This window comes from Pontimicrobium sp. SW4 (genome assembly GCF_039954625.1).
Classification (GTDB): domain Bacteria; phylum Bacteroidota; class Bacteroidia; order Flavobacteriales; family Flavobacteriaceae; genus Pontimicrobium.
In genome coordinates this window covers 3,252,479-3,273,408 of record NZ_CP157199.1, presented here as the reverse complement: position 1 = coordinate 3,273,408, position 20,930 = coordinate 3,252,479, and the positions used below count along the sequence as shown (strand labels likewise).

Annotated in this window: 15 protein-coding genes; 8 read left to right on the top strand and 7 right to left on the bottom strand. The window is 32.2% G+C overall.

From position 1 onward, the window contains the following. Positions 1 to 20 precede the first annotated feature (20 nt). The 5 genes from ABGB03_RS15030 (at position 21) to ABGB03_RS15010 (ending at position 5,468) form a co-directional block, all read left to right on the top strand. On the top strand, positions 21 to 1,175 hold the full coding sequence (locus ABGB03_RS15030) for a beta-ketoacyl synthase N-terminal-like domain-containing protein (RefSeq protein WP_347923500.1): 1,155 nt from the start codon (positions 21 to 23) through the stop codon (positions 1,173 to 1,175). Between the two features lie 98 nt (positions 1,176 to 1,273). After that, entirely contained in the window at positions 1,274 to 1,903 is a 630-nt protein-coding gene (locus ABGB03_RS15025; protein WP_347923498.1) for a hypothetical protein, read from the top strand. Next, entirely contained in the window at positions 1,872 to 3,290 is a 1,419-nt protein-coding gene (locus tag ABGB03_RS15020; RefSeq protein WP_347923496.1) for an SPFH domain-containing protein, read from the top strand. The genes ABGB03_RS15025 and ABGB03_RS15020 overlap by 32 nt, the downstream gene beginning before the upstream one ends. Positions 3,291 to 3,377: 87 nt before the next feature. Further along, positions 3,378 to 4,472 (top strand): biotin synthase BioB, encoded by a 1,095-nt coding sequence (gene bioB, locus ABGB03_RS15015; RefSeq protein WP_347923495.1) that lies wholly within the window; start codon positions 3,378 to 3,380, stop codon positions 4,470 to 4,472. A 126-nt stretch (positions 4,473 to 4,598) separates the two neighbouring features. Beyond that, positions 4,599 to 5,468 carry a cupin-like domain-containing protein gene (locus ABGB03_RS15010; RefSeq protein WP_347923493.1) on the top strand — a complete coding sequence of 290 codons (870 nt, stop codon included), beginning with the start codon at positions 4,599 to 4,601 and terminating at the stop codon, positions 5,466 to 5,468. On the opposite strand, the gene ABGB03_RS15005 is transcribed toward ABGB03_RS15010, so the two are convergent. Both ABGB03_RS15005 and ABGB03_RS15000 read right to left on the bottom strand, forming a co-directional pair. Then, complete coding sequence (locus tag ABGB03_RS15005; protein WP_347923492.1) at positions 5,465 to 6,028, bottom strand: hypothetical protein; 564 nt, start codon at positions 6,026 to 6,028, stop codon at positions 5,465 to 5,467. The two genes, ABGB03_RS15010 and ABGB03_RS15005, sit on opposite strands and share 4 nt — an antisense overlap. A gap of 28 nt (positions 6,029 to 6,056) precedes the next feature. Beyond that, positions 6,057 to 6,530 (bottom strand): RecX family transcriptional regulator, encoded by a 474-nt coding sequence (locus tag ABGB03_RS15000; RefSeq protein ID WP_347923491.1) that lies wholly within the window; start codon positions 6,528 to 6,530, stop codon positions 6,057 to 6,059. Between the two features lie 204 nt (positions 6,531 to 6,734). Here ABGB03_RS15000 and ABGB03_RS14995 point away from each other — a divergent pair, with 204 nt between their 5' ends. Then, complete coding sequence (locus tag ABGB03_RS14995) at positions 6,735 to 9,110, top strand: T9SS type A sorting domain-containing protein (RefSeq protein ID WP_347923489.1); 2,376 nt, start codon at positions 6,735 to 6,737, stop codon at positions 9,108 to 9,110. Between the two features lie 224 nt (positions 9,111 to 9,334). Then, complete coding sequence (locus tag ABGB03_RS14990; protein WP_347923487.1) at positions 9,335 to 11,701, top strand: T9SS type A sorting domain-containing protein; 2,367 nt, start codon at positions 9,335 to 9,337, stop codon at positions 11,699 to 11,701. A 53-nt stretch (positions 11,702 to 11,754) separates the two neighbouring features. On the opposite strand, the gene ABGB03_RS14985 is transcribed toward ABGB03_RS14990, so the two are convergent. From ABGB03_RS14985 to gdhA, 4 genes are all read right to left on the bottom strand, one after another. Beyond that, positions 11,755 to 14,154 carry a TonB-dependent receptor gene (locus ABGB03_RS14985; RefSeq protein WP_347923485.1) on the bottom strand — a complete coding sequence of 800 codons (2,400 nt, stop codon included), beginning with the start codon at positions 14,152 to 14,154 and terminating at the stop codon, positions 11,755 to 11,757. 3 nt (positions 14,155 to 14,157) lie between these two features. Then, complete coding sequence (gene recO / locus ABGB03_RS14980; RefSeq protein ID WP_347923483.1) at positions 14,158 to 14,880, bottom strand: DNA repair protein RecO; 723 nt, start codon at positions 14,878 to 14,880, stop codon at positions 14,158 to 14,160. Continuing rightward, positions 14,877 to 17,231 (bottom strand): two-component regulator propeller domain-containing protein, encoded by a 2,355-nt coding sequence (locus ABGB03_RS14975; protein ID WP_347923482.1) that lies wholly within the window; start codon positions 17,229 to 17,231, stop codon positions 14,877 to 14,879. Before ABGB03_RS14975 ends, recO begins: the two co-directional genes overlap by 4 nt. Before the next feature lie 123 nt (positions 17,232 to 17,354). After that, entirely contained in the window at positions 17,355 to 18,698 is a 1,344-nt protein-coding gene (gene gdhA / locus ABGB03_RS14970) for an NADP-specific glutamate dehydrogenase (RefSeq protein WP_347923480.1), read from the bottom strand. Between the two features lie 225 nt (positions 18,699 to 18,923). On the opposite strand from gdhA, the gene ABGB03_RS14965 reads away from it, so the two are divergent. Next, on the top strand, positions 18,924 to 19,709 hold the full coding sequence (locus tag ABGB03_RS14965) for a glutamate dehydrogenase (RefSeq protein WP_347923478.1): 786 nt from the start codon (positions 18,924 to 18,926) through the stop codon (positions 19,707 to 19,709). Here ABGB03_RS14965 and ABGB03_RS14960 read toward each other — a convergent pair. Further along, on the bottom strand, positions 19,701 to 20,846 hold the full coding sequence (locus ABGB03_RS14960; protein ID WP_347923476.1) for a cystathionine gamma-synthase: 1,146 nt from the start codon (positions 20,844 to 20,846) through the stop codon (positions 19,701 to 19,703). The two genes, ABGB03_RS14965 and ABGB03_RS14960, sit on opposite strands and share 9 nt — an antisense overlap. Positions 20,847 to 20,930: the final 84 nt, after the last annotated feature.

Genomic DNA, 20,930 nt, shown 5'->3' with positions numbered 1-20,930 from the left:
TTTGCCAAAAGAAAAACCACGTGCATAAACCCATTTCAATTACTGCTATTTCTTCTATTTCACCATTAGGAAATAATCTAGAGACTGTTTGGAAAAACTACCAAAATAAAGATCACTGTTTTACTGAGAAAAAATTTTCACACGGTACAGCTTTAGTTGCTGCAATTAATGATGAGTCAAAAAAAGAAATAGAAAAATTAAGAATCTCTGATAATAAATATAAATCCTTAGATAACTCGGTATTATATGCCATTTTAGCATCCAGAAATGCTATAAAAAAAGCACAATGGAATACCTCGGATAACTTTGGAATAAATATTGGTTCTTCACGAGGAGCTACAGCACTTTTTGAAACCTATCATAAAGAGTTTTTACAAAATAATAAAGCCAATACCTTATCATCACCTACCACAACACTTGGTAATATTTCATCTTGGGTTGCTCATGATTTACAAACTAAAGGTCCAGAAATTAGTCACTCTATTACATGTTCTACTGCGTTGCATGCGTTATTAAATGGAATTGCTTGGATTAATTCAGGAATGACAGATAAATTCTTAATTGGAGGAAGTGAAGCGCCTTTAACTTCCTTTACAGTTGCACAAATGCAGGCTTTGAAAATCTACTCTAAAGGCTCTAACGATTATCCGTGTAAAGCTCTTGATTTAGGCAAAAAACACAACTCAATAATTTTGGGAGAAGGCGCATCAGTTGCTTCTATGGAAAAAGGAAGAACTGAAAATGCACTAGCCATAATAGAAGGTTTTGGTTATGCCACAGAAGTATTAGAACACAATGTTTCTTTGTCAACTGATGCTGAATGTTTTCAAAAATCGATGTCGATGGCTTTAGGTAATTTGTCTCCTAATGATATTGATATTATAGTTACTCATACTCCAGGAACTATTAAAGGGGATCAGGCAGAAGTAAACGCAATTGAAAAAATATTTTGTAACAAAATTCCTGCATTGACTACTAATAAATGGAAAGTAGGACATACTTTAGGTTCTTCTGGAATGCTAAGTATTGAATTTGCAATTTTGATGTTACAGAAACAACAGTTTGTTGCAACCCCTTTTTTTAATAATAATTCACTTCCGAAAAGCATTAACAGAGTTTTAGTAAATGCTGTAGGATTTGGAGGGAATGCAGTATCCATTATACTTTCAATATAACTTGATTTAAAGTTAATATTTTTCCTTAATATAGTGTAGTATAATTTTGCTTTGCAAAAGTAAAGTTTCTATATTTCTAATCTTAAAAATTTCAAATTATGGAACAATGGTTTTCAAATTTAGAATTGCTAGCAAAAATATATTGGCTCATTTCAATTATTGGATCCATTATTTTTTTAATAGTAATAATTTTAGCTTTTACAGGAGGTGATGCCGATGAGGTTGAGGTTGATGCTGAAATTGATGCTGATACTGGCATGGGCTTTCAGTTTATCACTTTTAAAAATCTTGTTGGGTTTTTTACACTTTTTGGCTGGAGTGGTATTGCTTGTATAGATGCGGGTCTTTCTACAACCCTTACAATAATTATTTCTACACTCTCTGGATTACTTATGATGAGTATTATGGCTACTATGTTTTATTTTATGCAAAAATTAAGCGATAGTGGTACCTTAAATTATAAGAATGCTATTAACGCTATAGGAGAGGTGTATCTCACCATTGGTGCCAACCGTTCTAAAATCGGCAAAGTAAGTGTAAGCGTTCAAGGCGCTATGCGAGAGCTGGATGCGCTCACAGATTCTTTTACAGAATTAAAATCGGGAACCATCATTAAGGTAATAGATGTCACCGAAAACGGAATTTTAATTGTCGATATTACGAGAAAACCAATAGAACCAATAAAACAACATACTTATGAAATCACTGATAACTCAGGAAGCCTTTAATCTAGGACTTCCCATGGCTCTTATTTTTGGAGTATTATTTATATTCCTTTTTTTAATCGTACTCATACGACGTTATAAACGTTGTCCTTCGGATAGAATTCTAGTAGTTTATGGTAAAGTTGGAGGTGGAAAATCTGCTAAATGTATTCATGGAGGCGCGGCATTTATTTTGCCAGTAATTCAGGATTATCAATTTTTAGATTTAACACCAATTTCTATTGAAGTAAATTTAGTTAATGCCTTAAGTAAACAAAATATTCGTGTAAATGTTCCTTCTCGTTTTACAATTGGTGTTTCCACAGAACCTGGAATTATGCAAAATGCTGCTGAAAGGCTTTTAGGTCTAGGGCAAAATGAAATTCAAGAATTAGCACAAGAAATTATTTTTGGTCAGCTGCGTTTGGTAGTTGCATCCATGGATATTGAGGAAATTAATTCTGATAGAGATAAATTTTTAACCAATATTTCTCAAAGTGTAGAATCTGAACTTAAAAAAGTGGGTTTAAAACTCATCAACGTAAACATTACAGATATTGTTGACGAGTCAGGATATATAGAAGCTTTAGGTAAAGAGGCTGCTGCACATGCTATCAATGCTGCGCGTAAATCGGTAGCGGAAAAAACAAGGGATGGCTCGATTGGTGAGGCCAATGCCGTTCAAGATGAACGTACACAAGTTGCCGCAGCAAACGCCCAAGCGGTAGAAGGTGAAAATACTGCAAAAATTGCAGTAGCAAACTCCGACTCTTTGCGTCGTCAAAGAGAAGCTGAAGCCGAGCGTGTTGCTATTGCATCAGAAAAAGTACAAACAGCAAAAGCATTACAAGAGTCATATTCTGCTGAGCAAGAAGCAGAAGCAGTAAGAGCTGAAAGAGAACGTTCTTCTCAAATGGCAGACATAATTGTTCCAGCTGAAATTGATAAACGTAAAGTAGAGATTGATGCAGAAGCTGAGGCTGAAAAAATTAGAAGACGTGCAAAAGGGGAAGCAGATGCTATTTTATTTAAAGCGCAAGCAGAAGCCCAAGGGTTATATGAGGTATTAACAAAACAAGCGGCAGGTTTAGATCAAATCGTGAAAGCGGCAGGTAATAATTCCAAAGATGCTGTACTACTTTTAATTGCCGATAAATTACCCGAATTGGTAAAAACACAAGCAGAAGCAATCAAAAACATTAAAATTGACAAGGTGACTGTTTGGGAAGGAGGCAATTCAAAAAATGGTAAAACCTCTACTGCAAATTTCTTGTCAGGAATGTACCAATCTGTGCCTCCATTGCAAGAAATGTTTAATATGGCAGGAATGGAATTACCTGAATATTTAAAAGGTAAAGACCTGAAGTATAAAGAACCCAAGACTGAAGAAACCTCTTCGGAAAATCAATAATACTTAAACTCGCTTTCCAAGCGAGTTTTTTTAACTTATATTATATAAAAAAGACCTCTTAAAAATCTGTTTTATTATTTTTGTACTATGAATGAAACGAGACACAACTGGACCAAAGAAGAAATTCTAGACATTTATAATAAACCAATGATGGAGTTGCTTTATGAAGCAGCTACTATTCATCGCAAACAACACGATCCAAATGTTGTTCAAGTAAGTACATTATTATCTATTAAAACTGGAGGTTGTTCTGAAGATTGTGGCTATTGTCCTCAAGCGGCTCGCTATCATACCAATATTGAAGGGAATGATTTAATGACTGTGCAACAAGTAAAAGCCCAAGCTTTACGAGCAAAGTCTACTGGTAGTTCTAGAGTTTGTATGGGAGCTGCTTGGAGAAATGTCAAAGATGGCGAAGAATTTGACCAAGTTTTAGAAATGGTTCGTACTATAAATAAGCTAGATATGGAAGTATGTTGTACACTCGGTATGATTACTGAAAATCAAGCAAAGCGTTTGGCCGAAGCTGGTTTATACGCTTACAATCATAATTTAGATTCATCAGAAGAATATTATAAAGAAGTAATTTCTACTAGAGGTTATCAAGATCGTTTAGATACCATTGATAATGTAAGAAAAACAAATGTAACCGTTTGTTCTGGTGGTATTATTGGTATGGGAGAAAGTCTAGAAGATAGAGCTGGTATGCTTGTTGCCTTATCTACTTTAAATCCTCAACCTGAATCAACCCCTATTAATGCATTAGTTGCTGTAGAAGGAACACCTTTAGAAAATGAAAAACCTGTTGATATCTGGGAAATGATTCGTATGGTTGCAACTACTAGAATAGTAATGCCTGAAACTCAGGTACGATTAAGTGCAGGACGCACCCAAATGAGTCGTGAAGGTCAAGCTATGTGTTTCTTTGCAGGTGCTAACTCTATTTTTGCAGGAGACAAGTTACTTACTACACCTAATCCAGATGTAAATGAAGACCTAAAAATGTTTGAAGTTTTAGGTTTAAATCCACAAAAACCATTTACTAAAAAAGTACAACCGCAAACTGTAGAAGCGACCGAATCCAATTATAACTCTTTAGGTGAAAAACCAAAGTGGACGCGACCAGACCATAAAATTGAGCGTAATGAAATAGCAAAAGAAAAAGCTAAGGCACTTAAATAGTAATTTAATTCCATAAACTATCCACAATTTTTTTAAAGTAATTGTTGTTTTTACCTATTAAAAAACAATAAGCCTATAAATTAATTCGTTTTCTTAACTTTGTTTTCTACATTAAAATTATAGCATTTGAAACTAAATCTTCAAGACGTTCCTCGTGTTAAAACTATCACTAAAGAGGACTTTATAAAAAATTACTTTAAGCCACAAAAACCCGTGGTAATTGAGTGCTTTATTGAAGATTGGCCAGCCTATTCTAAATGGAATCTAGATTACATGAGGGCTATAGCAGGAGATAAAACTGTCCCTCTATATGATGATAGACCAGTAGATTATAAAGACGGTTTTAATGAGCCACATACCACGATGAAAATGAGCGAGTATATTGATTTACTCAAAAAAGAGCCTACAAAATTCAGAATCTTTTTGTGGAACATATTAAAAGAAGTACCACAACTACAAAAAGATTTTAACTATCCTAATTTTGGGTTACGCATTATGAAAAGCTTGCCTATGCTCTTTTTTGGAGGTAAAAATTCTTATACTTTTATGCATTATGATATAGATTTAGCCAATATTTTCCATTTTCATTTTGAGGGTCAAAAACAATGTATTTTATTCGACCAAAAGCAAAACAAATATTTATATAAAATCCCACATTCACTTATAACGAGAGAAGATATTGATTTTGCCAATCCTGATTTTAAAAAATGGCCTGCTTTAAAAAATGCTAAGGGTTACATTACTAACTTAAATCATGGTGAGGTATTATACATGCCTGAAGGGTATTGGCACTACATGAAATATATTACGCCTGGGTTTTCAATGAGTTTACGAGCTATTGCTAGAAATCCTAAAAACTTAGCAAAAGCAATTTATAATGTATTTGTTATGCGCAATTTTGATAATGTAATGCGGCGTTTAAAAGGTCAAAAATGGATTGATTGGAAAAACGAACAAGCAATAGTTAGAACTAACAACCTATTTCAAAAAAATTAATCTTTCCATCCCCAAGGTGCAGATGGAATATCTATTTCCTTAGTTAAATCAAAAGTTACTTTAAACACTCTGGGAGTTCCTAATCGTCTTAAATTATAAGAAAACTCTTTATCATTTAAGGTAATCCACCATACATTTGTTGAAGCCGCAGGAATTAAATTTTTAGTTTCTTCATCTGCAGGAAAAATTTGAATAGTAGATTGTCCTGCATTAGTTGTTTTACCACCATACATGGTAATTTTATCTTCTGTCCCATCTTCATGTCTATGATCGTGCTTTAACAGAATTCGATTATTTTCAAAAGTTAATACCCAAGTTCTAGATTTATCGTCTCCAACAAAAAACGGAATCTTGATAACATTATCACTACAAGAGCGTACATGCATTACCAATTTCTTTCCTCCAAATTGTTCGTCATTTTCAGGTAAAACCAAAGTACCTTCAAACGATTTTCCACATATATTTTGGAGAGCATTCCAAAAATGTTTCGCTTCACTTTTCTCTTGTGAAAACATTATAGAAAAACTAAGCAATATTAGAAGTGTAATACTATTTCTCATAGATATAAATTTATTAAGAAAGATACTGTTATTTAATCAATTCATTTACTTTATCGTATACTAAAAAAGATTCCCAGCCTCGGTATAACAAATAATCTGTTAGCTTTTTCTTTTTCTTGTATTTATCCTTTTCATTAATAGAATTATATCTTTTTTCAGCTAAATCATTAAAAATCTGTATATATTCTTTTTCATCTATTTCCGCAAGTGCTTGATTAATATTAGTTATAGATATATCTTTTTTCTTTAGTTCTATAACTAACCGACGCTTTCCCCATTTCTTAATTTTTAATTTGCCACTCACAAATACTTTAGTGTAACGTTCTTCATTTAAAAAATTATGCTGTAATAGATGCACTATAATTACATCAATAGCTTCAGGAATCATATACATCTCTTTTAGTTTTTGAGCTACTTCTTTATGGCAACGTTCCTGATAAGCGCAGTAATATTCAAGCTTCTTTTTAGCTTCGTCTATTGTATAAGTGTGTTTATTAATCATCCTCAAAAATAGTAATTGAAACCAAATAAGGCACTAATTACAAACTCTAAAAATTTCTTCAACGATTAATTATTACTACTAATTACGGATTTTCCGTAGCAAGTTTATGGTTTTACCGTAGTAATAAGACTAAGTTTCTAGATATATTTGAATTAATTACCTAAAATAATTGCCCTACTATTTTGTTTATCAGATTAATAGCAAATGAAATATAAAATTACTTTTATACTCCTTTTTGGGGCTCTATACTTTAGTCATGGGCAAACTATATTTTCTAACGAAATAACCGACACTGATCCATCTACCGATAACCCTTATGTAAATGGACAGTATGTTGATCCAAATATTACTGTTTCTGGAATAGGAAGAGGTCCTGGGTTAACTCGTGTTCAACCTGCACGTGGGGCAAATACTTATGCTGCTTACAATTTTTGGACTAATGACTTACATACTGATGATTATTTTGAGTTTGAGCTAACACCAAATATTGGGTACAGCATTGACTTTATTAATTTTATTTATACTGGAAGGACGATAAATTTTTACGATACGCCACCAACTAACATCTCTATTAGGAGCAGTTTAGATGGGTTTTCTAGTAATATTGGTACTCCAACTTTAACAGGAATTAACACTATAGATTTGTCTAGCACAACATATCAAAAAATCACTTCTGCTATTACGTTTAGAGTATATGCTTGGGGAGGAGCTCCACTAGGGATTTTTGGAATTGATGATTTTGAATTTAATGGTTCAGTAAATGCAATTCCATGTTATGGAGGAACAACTTATACTTGGCAAGCTGGTAATTGGGATATTCCAGGAACACCAACAGTGAATGACCCTGTTATTATTAATGATGTTTATAACACAACTACAAATGGAAGTTTTACAGCTTGTAACTTAACAGTAAATGCAGGTAATACATTAACCGTTACTAACGGTAATTACATAGAAGTTGAAAATGATATAATCGTTGATGGTACTATAATTGTAAATCCTCAAGGTGCTGTCGTTCAAAATAATAATACAGCTACCGTTACCAATAATGGATTAATACAAGTTGTAAAGAAAACTGCTCCTATGAATGATTGGTATGAATATACCTATTGGAGTTCTCCTGTATTTGGCGAAACAATTGAAACAGGTTTGTCTTTTTCACAACCTGATAGACGTTTTTCCTATAATGGTGCCAATTTTTTAGATGCAACTATGGAAACTAACAATAACAATGCTACTGTTCCTGGTCAAGATGATATTGATGACAACGGTGATGATTGGGCTTTTGTTAGTGGAGCTACTGTGATGACTCCTGGAGTTGGATATGCTTCTACTCATTCACAAGCTCTTTTTATTGGACCTCCATTTTCTAGTCCGCCATATCAATTTGATTACATTTTTGAAGGCCCTTTTAATAATGGTGTTATTACTGTTCCTGTTTATAGGAATGATTCTAATACAGATGATAATAATTGGAATTTCATTGGAAACCCATATCCTTCTGCTATTGATGCTGATTTGTTTTTAGCCTCTAATAGTATTATTGCTACTAACACACCTCATAATGCTGCTTTGGATGGTGCTATCTTTCTTTGGTCACAAAATACTGCACCTTCTAATACCGCTAACGGAAATCAAAATTTAAACTTTGCTGGTTCTGACTATGCAGTTATTAATGCCATTGGACAAACTGCTGGTGGTGATGGTACAATACCATCAAGAAACATCCCTTCTGGTCAAGGTTTCTTTGTTGTTTATTCTGATGCTGCTACTCCTGATGCTACTACTGGTGATATTAGTGAAGGGACTGTTGTTTTTAATAATTCTATGAGAGTAACTGGTAATAATGACCAGTTCTTTAGAGCTTCTAATAAAACGAATAAACTGTGGTTAAACTTAACTTCAGATAATGGAGTCTTTAACCAAATTCTTGTCGCTTATGCTAAAGGGGCTACTGATGCTAATGATGGAATGGCATATGATACGCCTAAAAACTTAGCTTCTGATGCTTCGGCTATTTTATACTCCATTATAGAAAATGATCCTAAGAGATTTGTTATTCAAGGAAAAGATATGAATAGTATTAATAAAGATGAAGTTATTAAAGTTGGCTACTCTACTAAAATAGATATCGCAACAATTTATACTTTGTCTGTTCCTCAACTACAAGGGAGCTTTTTAAATGATAATCCTATATTTTTAAAAGATAAGTTATTAAACGTGCTCCATAATTTAAAAGATAATGATTATAACTTTACTTCGGAAGTTGGAGAATTTAACGATCGTTTTGAAATTGCTTTTAGCGAAGCTGCTTTATCTTTAAATGATATCGCTTTTGATGAAAATGCGCTTTCTATTATTGAACATAAAAATGGAGATGTACAGTTTAAGTTAAACGCTTCAAATAAAATGAATGCCATTAAAATTATTGATCTACAAGGACGTGTTTTATATGATTTTAATGTGAATAGTAATAACGAAACTTTAAAACTAGCTAACTTAAGGCAAGCGCCTTATATCGCTAAAATTACACTGGATAATAACAACGTTATTACTAAAAAAACTGTTAAAAAATATTAACTACTCTTTAAGCTTACTCTCTTTTTAGTTATAAATATCTTCTTACTTGTTAAAATTGGATTGTTTTTCGTCTAAATAGTTAAAAACATCGACGTACTCCTTTTTTTATGTTTCTGTAAGTACTTGATTTACATTAATTTTGAGAAGTTGTTTTCTTTTTTACTAAAGTTATAGTTATCTAAACTATAAAATTAGATATAACTCTAATATTTTAAGCTTAGCAAATGAAATACAAAATTACATTTATATTACTTTTTTTAGTTTCTAGCTTTAGTTATGGGCAAAGTATTTTTACAAATAATATTGATGGAGTTGGCGGAAATCAGCCAAATAATTTCAATCCTTTCACAAATGGTCAAGTTATTGATCCAAATATTACTGTTTCTGGAATAGGAAGAGGAACTGGATTAACTGGGACAAACACAAATAATAGATATAATGCCTCAAGTTGGAATACTGCAACATTGGATGCTAATTCTTATTTTGAATTTACATTAAATCCAAATGCAGGTTATGAAATTGATTTTATCAGTTTTGAATATACAGGTCAAACTTCAGCTACTGGACCAACAAATTTAGCTATAAGAAGTAGTGTTGATGGATATATTTCTGATATAGGTGTTCCTGCTTTTACTGGATCAGCTATAGATTTATCTAACGCTACATATCAAAATATTACTACTACAATTACTTATCGGGTTTATGGTTGGGGAGCTTCTAGTGTAAATGGAACTTTTAGTATTAATGACTTTACTTTTAATGGTTCAGTAAATGCAATTCCATGCTATGGAGGAACAACTTATACTTGGCAAGCTGGTAATTGGGATATTCCAGGAACACCAACAGTGAATGACCCTGTTATTATTAATGATGTTTATAACACAACTACAAATGGAAGTTTTACAGCTTGTAACTTAACAGTAAATGCAGGTAATACATTAACCGTTACTAACGGTAATTACATAGAAGTTGAAAATGATATAATCGTTGATGGTACTATAATTGTAAATCCTCAAGGTGCTGTCGTTCAAAATAATAATACAGCTACCGTTACCAATAATGGATTAATACAAGTTGTAAAGAAAACTGCTCCTATGAATGATTGGTATGAATATACCTATTGGAGTTCTCCTGTATTTGGCGAAACAATTGAAACAGGTTTGTCTTTTTCACAACCTGATAGACGTTTTTCCTATAATGGTGCCAATTTTTTAGATGCAACTATGGAAACTAACAATAACAATGCTACTGTTCCTGGTCAAGATGATATTGATGACAACGGTGATGATTGGGCTTTTGTTAGTGGAGCTACTGTGATGACTCCTGGAGTTGGATATGCTTCTACTCATTCACAAGCTCTTTTTATTGGACCTCCATTTTCTAGTCCGCCATATCAATTTGATTACATTTTTGAAGGCCCTTTTAATAATGGTGTTATTACTGTTCCTGTTTATAGGAATGATTCTAATACAGATGATAATAATTGGAATTTCATTGGAAACCCATATCCTTCTGCTATTGATGCTGATTTGTTTTTAGCCTCTAATAGTATTATTGCTACTAACACACCTCATAATGCTGCTTTGGATGGTGCTATCTTTCTTTGGTCACAAAATACTGCACCTTCTAATACCGCTAACGGAAATCAAAATTTAAACTTTGCTGGTTCTGACTATGCAGTTATTAATGCCATTGGACAAACTGCTGGTGGTGATGGTACAATACCATCAAGAAACATCCCTTCTGGTCAAGGTTTCTTTGTTGTTTATTCTGATGCTGCTACTCCTGATGCTACTACTGGTGATATTAGTGAAGGGACTGTTGTTTTTAATAATTCTATGAGAGTAACTGGTAATAATGACCAGTTCTTTAGAGCTTCTAATAAAACGAATAAACTGTGGTTAAACTTAACTTCAGATAATGGAGTCTTTAACCAAATTCTTGTCGCTTATGCTAAAGGGGCTACTGATGCTAATGATGGAATGGCATATGATACGCCTAAAAACTTAGCTTCTGATGCTTCGGCTATTTTATACTCCATTATAGAAAATGATCCTAAGAGATTTGTTATTCAAGGAAAAGATATGAATAGTATTAATAAAGATGAAGTTATTAAAGTTGGCTACTCTACTAAAATAGATATCGCAACAATTTATACTTTGTCTGTTCCTCAACTACAAGGGAGCTTTTTAAATGATAATCCTATATTTTTAAAAGATAAGTTATTAAACGTGCTCCATAATTTAAAAGATAATGATTATAACTTTACTTCGGAAGTTGGAGAATTTAACGATCGTTTTGAAATTGCTTTTAGCGAAGCTGCTTTATCTTTAAATGATATCGCTTTTGATGAAAATGCGCTTTCTATTATTGAACATAAAAATGGAGATGTACAGTTTAAGTTAAACGCTTCAAATAAAATGAATGCCATTAAAATTATTGATCTACAAGGACGTGTTTTATATGATTTTAATGTGAATAGTAATAACGAAACTTTAAAACTAGCTAACTTAAGGCAAGCGCCTTATATCGCTAAAATTACACTGGATAATAACAACGTTATTACTAAAAAAACTGTTAAAAAATATTAATCTTATTATCGAATAAATGTTAAAAGCGAAGATTTCTCTTCGCTTTTTTGTTCTTATAGACTATACTTTAAAGATAAAATGACGTTAGTCCCTGGAGCAGCAATACCAGAGGAGTAAGGTCTATATAATTGATTTGTAATATTTTCAATTGTAGCAATTAAGGATGTAGATGGACTAATATGATATTGAGATCTAAAATTTAAGGTATACCAAGATGGTGCATACGGTTTTCCATTCTCATCTAAGGCAAAAATATAATCTACTAATGAAGATGCTAGTTGATTGTTAGATAATTCTCCATTATAATTTATAAATGCATCGCATTTTAATTTGTTTTTATCCCAAATTAAATGCGTGTTTCCAAAACTTGGAGCCACATGCCTCACTGGAACTTCTATTCCATCCTTATCCTCTTCAGTCCCTCTAGTAATACTATATTGTGATGTTAATTTTAAATAGTCATTAAAAGAGATTTTAACTCCAGCTTCAAAACCATAAATCCATGCTTTAGAAGCATTTTGGATTGCTTGAATATCACTCAATTCACCATCATACATCATTTGAGTTTCTCCATTTAAAGTAAAATCACGTCTAACCAATGCATTATCAAGATAGGTGTAGTAGGCTGCTAAATCGAAAATTACGTCATCATTAATATTTAAAACTAAGCCTAATTCACCTCCGTAAGCATATTCGGATTTTAAATTAGTATTGGGTACTACAACAGATCCTGGTTCAGAATCAAATATTTTACCCACATCATCAATATTTGGTGCTCTAAATGCTGTAGATGTGTTTAATTTCCACAATAATATTTTGTTTGGTGCCCAACTGATACCTGCTGTTCCCGTAAAAGCACCAGTATTAATACTAGCATCGCTAAAAGGCAGGTTTAAAAATGCATTGTTTTCTTCTAAATTTGCATTTATAGATATATGATTAAACCTAATACCTGATTGAAATGTAAACTTACTATTTGGTTTATATTTATAACTCGTATATGCTGCAATAGACTGCCAAGTAGAGCCATGAGGATACCTTGTTGCAATAGGTTGAGATGTATTTGAAGAAATAGAAGTTTCTTTTGCTTTAGAACCAACTGTATTATAAACATATTCTGCACCATAGAATAACCTTGAAGTGTCGGATAAGGTTTTTTCAAAATCTAAATTGGCAGTTAACACATCTACATTTTCTTCTCTAATTCTTCTTGAATCTGAGTATAAATTTCTATCTATTCTACTTTCTTGGAAATTCTGATAAGCTGCGGTAACCTTAAAGTTATCGTATAAATTAGATTTGCTACTTAAAGTGGTCATTTTAATATTTCCCATAAACCATTTTTGTGGGCCATAACTCCATTCAGCAGAGCGCAGTTCATTACCACTATACCTCATAAGTCTATCATATCGTGGGTAATCAGAAGTTACGGAATAATGTATTCCTAGATCAAAATGCAATTTATCATTAGCTTTATAATGAATTTTCTCAAGCAGGTTTATTTGGTTGTAACCCGTAAATTTTTGTACTCTTGGATCATCATTTTGGGTAATAATATCTATACCATTACTAGTATTTACATATTCATTACGCAAATAATCATTAGGTCCAAATTTTCCCATTTTTAAATCGTCAAAATCTGTATAACTTACACTGGTCAAAAATGCCCAATTTTTATACCCTAAATTAACATCTAAATGGCCTGTTTTTTCATTTGAAGCAGAAGTATATCTTAAAATGGCATTTGTCTTTAACAACAATGAATCCGATTCTGATAATTTTGGTTTTTTTGTATAAAAATTCATAACACCACCTATAGCATCACTCCCATAGATAACGGATCCTGCACCCAAAATCACCTCTGTATTTTGAATAGCAAAAGGGTCTATAGATATAATATTTTGCACATTACCTCCTCTAAAAATAGCCGTATTCATTCTAACATCATCAACCGAGATTAAGAGTCTATTTGTAGAAAATCCTCTTATTAAAGGGCTTCCGCCTCCCATTTGACTTTTTTGAATAAAGACTTGTCCCGAGTTTTGAAGCAAATCTGCACTTGTTTGCGGATTACTAAACACCACATCTTCTGCCTTAATACTCATTATTTTTTGAGGCACTTCTTTTTTGCTTTGCTCAAACTTTGAGGCAGAAATTACAATTTCATCCAAATCTTGCGATTTAGACTTTAAATAAATAATATTTGTAATATTTGACTTAACAAGTGTCGTTGTAATATGTGCAATATGTTGAAAAGTTATTTTTTCATTTTCAGAAAAAATATCAAGTACTATTTTGCCATCAAATCCAGAAATAGTGCTTTTCGTTTTACTCGAATTATATGCTGCTACGCCTAAAATTGGTTCGCTAGTTGTTGCATCTAAAACTGTTATTTCCTGGGCACTAGTGAAGAGACAAAAAAAACATAAAAAAAAGAAACAAAGGCTTCTCATATCTTAACTAAATACTTGATTTAAAATTGATAAAGATTTCGGGTGTTTAAATCCGTCCAAATGTAGCTTAAAATAGAGTAATATCATACTTAAAAAATCACGTTTTTGAGATGATGTTATCTCCAATAATTTACTATCATCAAATTTTATGCCTAAGCACTGTTTAAGTATTGTTAAATTATTTCCTGTAATACAGTTAGAATTCGTTTTGATGTTTTGAAATTTACCTTCTTCTAAATTAAAATATGTACTGTTTATTGTTTTAGGGTTTTCTGGATAAAAACCTAAATATTTTGTGAGTTCTGTTAAAAAAAGTAAATGAAAATTAGTGTTAGTTTCACTTTCATCAAACCATATCATGGTGGTTTCTAAAAAACTATACAAAGCCTCGTTCTTTTCTTCTTCAATTAAAATACTGGACAAAACTTCGGATAGAAACATGGCTATAGTACTTTTAATAACATTGGTATGTAATGAACTATAATATGTCTGAAGTTTTATGTCTCTTAAATAGTTTAAAGAGCGATTTTCTTTATGGTCAGCTTCTATTTCTAATAAACTCAAAGGTTGAAAATAAGCAACTTTAAATTTCCCTTTTTTAGTTTTTAACGCATTTTTTACTAAATAAGAAATAACTCCAAATTTTTCGGTATAACACTTAATAATAAGATCGTGATCTTTGTACTTAATTTTTGATAAAACAATGGCTTTTGTAGAAATTATCATTGCCTAATTATCATTAGCTTTAAGACTTTTGTTTCTAGGGATCCCATGTCAGAAATCATTACAAGATATACCCCTGAAGCAACGGTATTATTTGCCATATTTTTTCCGTTCCAATAGGCTGTTCCTCCATCTATTTCAAGGTTATAACCTCGATATCTTGAATTTGCTCTAGATTGTGCTTCAGCTACTAAGTTTCCTTCAATATCAGTAATCTTAATATTAACATTATCTGTAATATCTTTTATTTTTACTTTTTCGGTAGTAATATTAAACTCGGGTCTTACTGGGTTTGGATACACATATGCATCGACTAGTTCTTCGGTAGGAGAAGAACCTCCAGATTTAAAAGACATCAATCCTTTATCCGTACCAATGTAAATCACTCCATTGACATCATCGATACTTACATCATTTACATTGTTAGACGGGAGCGGTGAGTTGTCTTTCGTGAAATGATAAATTGTTTGTTGACCATCTGGCGAAAAATAATATAACCCAGCTCCAATTGTAGCTACCCATTTATTATTTGACCCATCGACTTTAATATCGGATATAAATTGGTCTTGAAGCAACTCTTTAGGAATGCCATTATCCAATATTACAATTTCATCAGTCGTCAAGTTTTCATCATTAAAAAACCCAGATACATTATAAAGTACTCTCAAACCTATGTCTGTTCCAATCCATAATTGGCCTCCTTTATCCAAAGCGATGGCTCTTACAGATTTTTCTGGTAGATTCCCGTTTTCTTTATCAACGTTTCTAAATATAAAATTCCCTCCATTTTCTTTAAAACCAATGACCCCATAAGAAAACGAAGCAATAAATATATCGCCTGAAGGAGCTAATAAAAGTTCTTTAAATCCAATATTGTCGGTTAAAGCATTAGGAATTAACTCAGTAAAATCAAAGCTTCTCCACAAATTTGAATTTGGGTCGTATGATTTTAAAGGCTTTTCTACTAAACCTGTAAGTGACCATAGTACACCATTATCATCAAATGTAGTCCCAGAAACTCTAATACTTTTATAATTTGGTGTACTAGGTAAAACTAAAGACTCTAAGCCGCTATTAGTCTCATCTAGCCTTTGTGTTGCCATACCGTCATTAATTTCTAACATCCCATCATGAAAAGAACTTACAAATACTTGTTGTGGGTTTAAAGGGTTAATCGAAATGGCATTTAAATTTCGTAATCCAAAAACATTTTCATAAGAAATATTATTCCATTTATCGTCAAACAATTGACTAACACCTTCATTTTTAAATGGGCTTGGATTGTAGAACTTTGTATAGTCTCCATAAGAAATCCACACATTCCCAAATCCAGAGGTAATTGAAAACACATCGTTTCTTAATGGTCCATCTGGGTGTATTTCTAGAAATGTTGCTACATCTGCTTCTATTGTTCTTAAAACTCCAAATCCATTAGAGCCAATATAAATCCCTTCTTGTGTTACTGTAGAAGATGTAAAAGTAGTGTCAAATTCTATTGTTAACGTTGGGTTTACCAAAAGATTGAAATCAGAGTCATAAATATAAACATTATCTTGGGTCGTTATAACTAATTGATTGTTTGAGCTTTTTATGTCTAATGGTTGTCTTGGGTAGACTGCCAATTGATTAAGTGTTGTGCCGTTTATTTCATAAATTCTACTATTCGTAGAGGTACAGTATAACTTATTTAAAACTGTCTCAATTCCATTAAAATTACTTGTTGATATTTGTTCCCATTCTTGAAAATCTATTAAGTTTGGGCTACTCAATAAACCTCTTTTAATACCTCCACCACCTTCACAGGCTGCATAGATATAACCATTGAAAATTGTTGATTGATTAACTTGTATTTGCGATCCTCCATTTCCAATATAATAGGTGTCTCCAAATTCTAACCTAGATAAATCAAAGACCGAAATTCCAAAATCTGCTGAAATAAAAATATATTCATCAAGTTCCCTAAAATGGTTAATTCTTTTATTATTAGGTGGAATTGTATTTTTATCTAAAATATCGACTACAGTTGTCATTTCTTCAGTAGATTCATTAAAAACCTCCATCAATCCATTTTCATATCCTATAATTAGTAAATTATAATTCTCGCTATAATGAATTGTTGAAATTAATTCTCCAGACAATCCAGTAACTGTAGAAATTGTTTCTAACTCTTGAGTTATTAAATCATAACTGAAAATAGCATTTTCAGAAGCTGCATAAATTTTTTCTTGACTCGCTACTACATCTTTAATGTTCAAATACGAAAAATGTCCTTCCCAAAGCAAAGAAGTACTTTGAGCATTTAAAAAAAACACGCCAATAAGTGCAAAAAATATTATAAAAAACTTCTTTTTCATTTATTTATTTCAATAGTCAAATATATTTATTACTAACGACAAATACAGTGAAATCATATATATTAAAAGTAAAAAGCTTCCAGAAATCTGGAAGCTTTAGAACTTATTTGGTTTGTTTGTCTTTTAAACAACTCCTTGATCCAGCATTGCATCTGCTACTTTAACAAAACCTGCAATATTAGCACCTCTTACATAGTTAACATATCCATCTGCACCTGTTCCATACTTTACACAAGATTCATGAATATCGTCCATAATTCTATTTAGCTTAGCATCAACCTCTTCTCTTGTCCAATTTAAACGTAATGAGTTTTGACTCATTTCAAGGCCTGAAGTTGCTACACCTCCTGCATTAGACGCTTTTCCAGGCGAGAATAACACTTTTGCATTTTGAAAAGCTTCAATAGCTTCTGGGGTTGTTGGCATATTTGCTCCTTCTGCAACTGCAATAACATTATTTGATATTAATACTTGTGCTTCTTCCTCATTTAATTCATTTTGAGTTGCACATGGTAATGCTATATCACACGAAATAGACCATGGTCTTTTATCAGCATGAAATATTGCCGAAGGGTATTGCGAAGTATATTCACTTATTCTTCCTCTTTTAACATTTTTTAAATTCATTACAAAAGCTAATTTATCAGCATCAATACCATCTGCATCATGAATAAATCCAGAAGAATCAGATAAAGTAACAACTTTAGCTCCCAATTCAGTTGCTTTTTCACATGCAAACTGGGCAACGTTTCCTGAGCCAGAAATAACAACTGTTTTTTCATTAAAAGAATCTCCCTTTGTTGCTAGCATATTTTTAGCAAAATAAACTGTACCATAACCTGTTGCTTCAGGACGAATTAAAGATCCTCCATAAGCTATACCTTTGCCTGTCAATATTCCTGTGAACTCATTTCTAAGTCTTTTATATTGTCCAAACATGTAACCTATTTCACGACCACCAACACCAATATCTCCAGCTGGAACATCAGTATTAGCGCCTATATGACGAAAAAGCTCATTCATAAACGACTGACAAAAACGCATTACTTCGTTGTCGGATTTTCCTTTTGGATTAAAATCTGATCCTCCTTTTCCTCCACCCATTGGTAAAGTGGTCAATGAGTTTTTAAATACTTGCTCAAAACCTAAAAATTTAAGTATACTTAAGTTAACACTTGGGTGAAAACGTAAGCCTCCTTTATAAGGTCCAATTGCAGAATTAAATTCTACTCTAAATCCTCTATTCACTTGAGTATTTCCGTTATCGTCTACCCATGGCACTCTAAAAATGATCGTTCTTTCTGGTTCTACCATTCTTTCAAGTAGCATTTTACCTTGATATTTTGGGTTTTCCTCAATAAACGGAATTACCGTTTCTGCAACTTCGTGCACAGCTTGCATAAATTCTGGTTCGTTACCATTTCTTTCTTTAACAAGCTCCAAAAATGCATCTATTTTTGCTTTCATTTATATAATTTTGAAGTAATAATAAATCATTAAATTTTTATGAGCACAAATATACATTATCTTAAAAAAAAATTATCTTTTTTTTATTATTTCACAATAACTTTTTAATATTAGTTGTTATTTATAATGAATATTTAATTTATACGTTTAATCGGATTAATTTGTTCGTTCGTCGAAGTTTTTTATATTTGCTCATATTAAAGCCATAAACGGCAAATAATATCTATGCTTAACCTTAAACAATTAGTTTCACTAATATGCATACTTACCTTTTTCCAGGTATCCTTTGCTCAATTAGGTTTTTCTCATGAAATTGGGGTTATAGCAGGTCCTGTACAATTTAGGTCAGATTTTGGACAACGACAAAATGAAAAAAATAACTTTGGGAATTCAGGATATGGTATTGGCGTTATTCATTATTTAAACTTTGCTTATAGTGCAGATTGTAACTGTTATACGACTTACAATTATTTTAGTGATCATTTTAAGTTAAGAAATGAAATTTCATACAACAAAACTCAACTAGAACATCTTGGAGCATGGGTAGCTCCTCATAAAACTACTACTGAAGCTAACCAATTAAGGGCTCATAAAGGTGTTGCCGAAAATTTTGATGTTGGAACTCAAATTGAGTTTTTTCCAAAAAGTATTCGAGATTTTCAAGGTTTCGCTTATAGGTTTGCACCTTTTATAAGTCTTGGAGTTCATTATACTTATTCTACCCCTGAAGTCTCAACAACCTATGGAGATGGCGATATTAACAATTCTAATAACTTTTACTCTTTTTGGCAAGATGGATCTGTAAGTAACGAACCCGTTAGCGGATGGTCAATTGTAACAAGTATAGGTACTAGATATAAAATTGGAGTACTATCAGACCTTATGATAGATCTTAGATGGCAATATTACGGAAATGACTGGGTCGATGGTTTAAACCACCAACTGGAATCAAATAAATTTAACGATTGGTTATTATGGCTTAATGTAGGTTATATCTATTATCTAGATTAAACTAAGCGCCTGCTTTAAATCGTCTATTAAATCTTTTTCGTCTTCAATTCCAACGCTTAATCTAATTAAAGAATCTACAACTCCTGTTTTTTCACGTTCTTCTTTAGGAATACTTGCATGCGTCATACTAGCTGGATGACCAGAAAGTGATTCAACACCTCCTAAGGATTCGGCAAGTGTAAATATTTTTAGGTTTTCAACTATCTTAATTGACTTTTCATAATTGTTCCCTTTTGTCGTAAAAGATAACATTCCTCCAAAATCTTTCATTTGTTCTTTTGCTATGTTATAATTTGGATGAGTTTTAAAACCAGGCCAATACACTTTTTCTATTTTTGGATGAGATGCTAAATATTCAGCTACTGCTTTACCATTTTCACAGTGTCTCTGCATTCTAACATGCAATGTTTTTATGCCTCTAAGTACTAAAAAACTGTCTTGAGGTCCACATACAGCTCCACTTGCATTTTGAATAAAATAAAGCTTTTCGGCTAGTTTTTCGTCTCTTAACATGAGTGCTCCCATAACAACATCGCTATGGCCTCCTAAATATTTTGTAGCAGAGTGCATTACTATATCTGCTCCTAAATCTAATGGTCGCTGTAAATATGGTGTTGCAAAAGTATTATCGACAGCCAACAACACATTGTGCTTTTTAGCTACAGTTGCTAATGCTTTTATATCAATAATATTTAGCATTGGATTTGTAGGTGTTTCTGTCCAAATTAATTTTGTGTTTGCATTAATTTTTTCTTCCACATTAGAAACACTTTCCATTCCAACGAAATGAAATTTAATTCCAAATTTTTCAAAAATATGCTTAAACAAACGATACGTTCCTCCATATAAATCGTTAGTAGAAATGACCTCGTCTCCAGGCTCTAAAAGTTTAATTACTGCATCAATAGCTGCTAATCCAGAGCCAAAAGCCAAACCATAATTTCCATTTTCAATACTTGCAAAAGCATTTTCTAGAGCCTTACGTGTTGGATTGTGAGTTCTTGAGTATTCAAACCCTTTATGACCTCCAGGAGTACTTTGGGCATACGTAGATGTTTGATAAATTGGAGGCATTACTGCTCCATAAGCAGGATCATGTTCTTGGCCTCCATGAATGGTCTTGGTATTAAACTTCATCTTTCTAATTATTTGCAACAAATGTATATATAATTCGTTGTATTCAAAAGTATACAATATCTTTATAGTATTAATTCAAAATAA

Bases quoted from the DNA above. Each gene is read 5' to 3' on its own strand.
- ABGB03_RS14995 (WP_347923489.1), top strand. From the start codon at position 6,735: ATGAAATATAAAATTACTTTTATACTCCTTTTTGGGGCTCTATACTTT.
- ABGB03_RS15025 (WP_347923498.1), top strand. From the start codon at position 1,274: ATGGAACAATGGTTTTCAAATTTAGAATTGCTAGCAAAAATATATTGG.
- recO (WP_347923483.1), bottom strand. From the start codon at position 14,880: ATGATAATTTCTACAAAAGCCATTGTTTTATCAAAAATTAAGTACAAA.
- ABGB03_RS14975 (WP_347923482.1), bottom strand. From the start codon at position 17,231: ATGAAAAAGAAGTTTTTTATAATATTTTTTGCACTTATTGGCGTGTTT.
- ABGB03_RS15000 (WP_347923491.1), bottom strand. From the start codon at position 6,530: ATGATTAATAAACACACTTATACAATAGACGAAGCTAAAAAGAAGCTT.
- ABGB03_RS14990 (WP_347923487.1), top strand. From the start codon at position 9,335: ATGAAATACAAAATTACATTTATATTACTTTTTTTAGTTTCTAGCTTT.
- ABGB03_RS14965 (WP_347923478.1), top strand. From the start codon at position 18,924: ATGCTTAACCTTAAACAATTAGTTTCACTAATATGCATACTTACCTTT.
- ABGB03_RS15020 (WP_347923496.1), top strand. From the start codon at position 1,872: ATGAAATCACTGATAACTCAGGAAGCCTTTAATCTAGGACTTCCCATG.
- bioB (WP_347923495.1), top strand. From the start codon at position 3,378: ATGAATGAAACGAGACACAACTGGACCAAAGAAGAAATTCTAGACATT.
- ABGB03_RS15005 (WP_347923492.1), bottom strand. From the start codon at position 6,028: ATGAGAAATAGTATTACACTTCTAATATTGCTTAGTTTTTCTATAATG.
- ABGB03_RS14985 (WP_347923485.1), bottom strand. From the start codon at position 14,154: ATGAGAAGCCTTTGTTTCTTTTTTTTATGTTTTTTTTGTCTCTTCACT.
- gdhA (WP_347923480.1), bottom strand. From the start codon at position 18,698: ATGAAAGCAAAAATAGATGCATTTTTGGAGCTTGTTAAAGAAAGAAAT.
- ABGB03_RS14960 (WP_347923476.1), bottom strand. From the start codon at position 20,846: ATGAAGTTTAATACCAAGACCATTCATGGAGGCCAAGAACATGATCCT.